Raw genomic sequence first — 2,981 nt, forward strand, 5'->3', positions numbered from 1 at the left:
CGGCGATCCGCAGGCTGGAGGCCGGGGGACTGCGCTCGGCGGTGGCGGACGCGGTCGAGGCGGCGGCGTCGCGGTCGCGGGCGTTGGCACTGGCCTCCACCGATGGCGACGACGACGACGAGATCGACTGACCCCGCCACCCGGGCCCGTCGCCGAGGCGACCGAACGGGCCGGGTGTGCGCGTACCGAACCGGCCCGCCGGGTGAGATGTGACCCACCCGGCGGGTCGCTTATGTAGCACAAGCCCAGTTCAGGGCGGGTGAGGCGCGGATCGGGCGGCGTGTCGTCGATGTAATTCGCCCACTCCCGTCGCATTGATCACACCATTCACGCTAGGCTCATACCCAGCACGTGCGTGTCCGTACCGCAGGAGGGGAAGCCTGCGGCACGACGCGTGCCACGAAGGGTTGTGACAATGGCGACTACCGACAAGACCGATAGCGGCGCACAGGCGGCGGGGGGCTCGCAGTTCCTCACCGTGGCCGAGGTCGCCGCGCTGATGCGCGTGTCCAAGATGACGGTCTACAGGCTCGTCCACTCGGGCGAACTGCCCGCCGTGCGGGTGGGGCGGTCGTTCCGGGTCCACTCCAAGGCCGTGCACGAGTACCTCGACACGTCGTACTTCTCCGCGGGCTGACGCACTGAACCGCCCCGGCGGGGCGGTGTCCGGCCCGTTTTCGTGGCCGCGGGGAGCGAGAGGTAGTCTGGATGGGTTCCGTCCCGGCTTTCGAGCTCGCTCTCAGGCGCCGGAGCGCAAGTCAAGGCCCTTCGCGGGCTGTAAGGCCCCAGACCAGTAGTCGACAGGTAGGTGACCCCGATATGGGTTCTGTGATCAAGAAGCGCCGCAAGCGTATGTCCAAGAAGAAGCACCGCAAGATGCTCCGCCGGACCCGCGTGCAGCGTCGCAAACTCGGTAAGTGAGTCCGGCGGCGCCTCGGTAGCGCCCGGACTCACGCCTGTAGCGGATGCCCGTCACCGACAGTGGTGGCGGGCATCGGTGTATTTCGGGGCGGGGTGTCGACTCGGGGCAGGGCGGGGCAGGGCAGGGCGGGGCGCCGCTCGGCCGGCGTCGGCGGCGAGGTCCGCGCACATGGGCAGGGGGGTCCGCAGTTAGACTCGGCCGGGTGGACACCGAACTGCCAGCCCGTAGCCCGGCTCGCGCCGTCGCGGTCGTGGGCGGTAGCCGGTATCTCGGCGCCCACCTGGTCGGCATGCTGCTGCGCAACGACTCCGTCGAGCGCGTCCTGGCGATCGACTCGGTCAAGCCGTCGCCGCAGCACCGCCGACGGATGCGCGACGCCGAGTTCGTGCGCCTCGACCCGCAGTCCCCGCGCCTGCAGGGGATTCTGCGTGAGGCCGGCATCGACACGGTCGTGCACGCCGGGCTGCACCACACCGATTTCGCCCCCGGCGGCCGCGCGGCCGTCAAGGAGGCCAACATCATGGGCTCCATGCACGTGATCGCCGCGTGCGGACGGGCCGCGACGGTCAAGCGGTTCGTGCTCATCTCGTCGACCTCGGTGTACGGCTCCTCGGGGGTCGACCCGGCGATGTTCACCGAGGACATGGCCGCCCGGCGCCTGCCCGGCGGCGGCATCCCCCTCGACCACTCGTCGGTCGAGGGCTACGTGCGGGGGATGTCCCGCAAGCGCCCGGACATCGACGTGACGATCCTGCGCATCCCGGCCATCCTCGGGCTGCCCGAGCCCACGGTGGTCGGCGAGCTGCTGCTGCCGTCGGTGGCGCCGGTACTGGCCGGGTACGACCCGCGCATCCAGCTGCTGCACCCGCAGGACGCACTCGATGCGCTGCTGCACGCCGCGACGGGGGCGCCCCCCGGGACGTACAACATCGCGGCCGACGGCATCCTCACCCTGACGCAGGCCATCCGCCGCGCCGGCCACATCCCGCTGCCGGTGATGCCGCAGACGTTCAAACTCGCGGCGCGGTTGCTCTCCAGCCAGGGACTGCGCGACATCGGGCCCTCGCAGCTGCGCTACCTGCGGTACGGCCGCACCATGGACACCACCCGGATGCGCACCAGGTTCGGGTTCACGCCCCGGTACACCACCGAGGAGGCGCTGCACGCCTACCTCGTCGACTCGGGGGCCGAGCCCCTCGTCACGCGCGCCGCACTCGAGCGCAAGACCGCCAAGATCGCCAGCAGACTGCCCGGCCCGGTGGCCAGCCGACTGCGCGCGGGCGTGAACTCGACCATCGGCGAGCTCGAGTCGATAGGGGCCCTGCCGGAGCCGATCGAGCCCGATTCGAACCGGCCGGAGACGAACGAGCCCGACCCGATCGAGGAGGGGGCGCCGTGAAGGGCCCGGAATTCGACCTGTCCCAACCACTCGGCGGCCCCCGCTGGGGAGAGGGCCGACGCGACGCCCCCGGTTACCGAACCGTCGGCGAGGGCTTCGTAGGGGAGACCACCAACAGCGATGCCGCGGCCACCGAGCTCGGCAGGATCGTCGACAGGTTCCTCACCTCCCTCCGCAGCTCGATCGGTCAGGTGGTCGACGCACTGCCCCTCGACGCCGAGGTCCTGGCACCCGTCCGCGAACTGACCCGCGGTGTCGACACGATGCTCGCGACCGGCGACGTCAGCGCCCTGTCCACCCTCGCCGACGCCGTCAACGCCGCCGGCGAGCTCTTGGCCACCCGTGTCACCGGCGGGTACGAGGTCGACGAGTTCGGGTTCGACGAGCACTTCCACACCAACGTGTGGCTGCCCCTGTGGCGGCCGCTGTTCGAGCACTGGTTCCGGGTCGAGGTGATCGGTGCCGAGAACATCCCCGCCGACGGCGCCGGCCTGATCGTCTCCAACCATGCCGGCGTCCTTCCGCTCGACGGGATGATGACCACCGTCGCCGTCCACGACCACGCCGGACGCGCCCTGCGTCTGCTCGCCGCCGACCTGGCCATGTCGCTGCCGGTGTCCGCGCCGCTGGCCCGCCGGGCGGGGGCGACCCTGGCCTGTG

The 2,981-nt window shown here is 71.2% G+C and carries 4 protein-coding genes; all 4 read left to right on the forward strand.

Annotation, left to right across the window (positions count from 1 at the left end):
* Window positions 1–415: 415 nt before the first annotated feature.
* Entirely contained in the window at window positions 416–637 is a 222-nt protein-coding gene (locus G6023_RS11540) for a helix-turn-helix domain-containing protein (protein WP_067718677.1), read from the forward strand.
* Between the two features lie 182 nt (window positions 638–819).
* Entirely contained in the window at window positions 820–921 is a 102-nt protein-coding gene (locus G6023_RS11545) for a 30S ribosomal protein bS22 (protein WP_003855542.1), read from the forward strand.
* 203 nt (window positions 922–1,124) lie between these two features.
* Window positions 1,125–2,321 carry an NAD-dependent epimerase/dehydratase family protein gene (locus G6023_RS11550; protein WP_182635589.1) on the forward strand — a complete coding sequence of 399 codons (1,197 nt, stop codon included), beginning with the start codon at window positions 1,125–1,127 and terminating at the stop codon, window positions 2,319–2,321.
* Window positions 2,318–2,981: 1-acyl-sn-glycerol-3-phosphate acyltransferase (locus G6023_RS11555; protein WP_182635591.1), on the forward strand; the 664-nt coding region annotated here is incomplete at its 3' end. The genes G6023_RS11550 and G6023_RS11555, both read left to right, overlap by 4 nt.

Origin of the sequence: Dietzia sp. DQ11-71, from assembly GCF_014144995.1 — a bacterium.
Lineage (GTDB): Bacteria > Actinomycetota > Actinomycetes > Mycobacteriales > Mycobacteriaceae > Dietzia > Dietzia kunjamensis.